Source organism: Rhodoplanes sp. P11, from assembly GCF_964266735.1.
GTDB classification, from domain to species: Bacteria; Pseudomonadota; Alphaproteobacteria; order Rhizobiales; family Xanthobacteraceae; genus Rhodoplanes; species Rhodoplanes serenus.
This window is the reverse complement of the sequence record NZ_CAXWGY010000006.1, coordinates 1-396: the sequence shown is the minus strand read 5'-3', so window position 1 is coordinate 396 and position 396 is coordinate 1. Positions and strand designations below refer to the sequence as shown.

General features: G+C 46.7%; 1 protein-coding gene. It reads right to left on the bottom strand.

Annotation, left to right across the window (positions count from 1 at the left end):
* Positions 1–396, bottom strand: a 396-nt coding sequence (locus ACFQUV_RS09265; RefSeq protein ID WP_378394675.1) for a diacylglycerol kinase family protein, incomplete at both ends; no start/stop codon positions are given.

Below are 396 nucleotides of genomic sequence, written 5' to 3'. Positions count from 1 at the left end.
AAACGGCACCTTTCTGAACTGCGGCAGCTGCTCCACGCCCTTTAAATAGTAAGAAAGGCTGCCAAGTGCGTTTTTCACATCCTTATCCACAATCTGTGAAACATTTGTGAAAAAGCCGCCTGCGCAGACATTGATAAAGAAAATGGAATCATTCACCAGACCCAAATCAATATCCACCGGCTTTGTGGAAACAATCGTTCTGCAAACATCCTCTACCTCGCCGCTTTTGAAGCCAAGGTAGGTCGCAAAATCATTTGCCGTGCCGGAAGGAATGATACCCAAAGGAATATGCAGACCACGGCGCATCATAGCATTCAGCACAATATTCACTGTACCGTCGCCGCCGGAGGCAACAATAATATCATAATTCGGGTCCATTGTGGCAATATGCGTGTC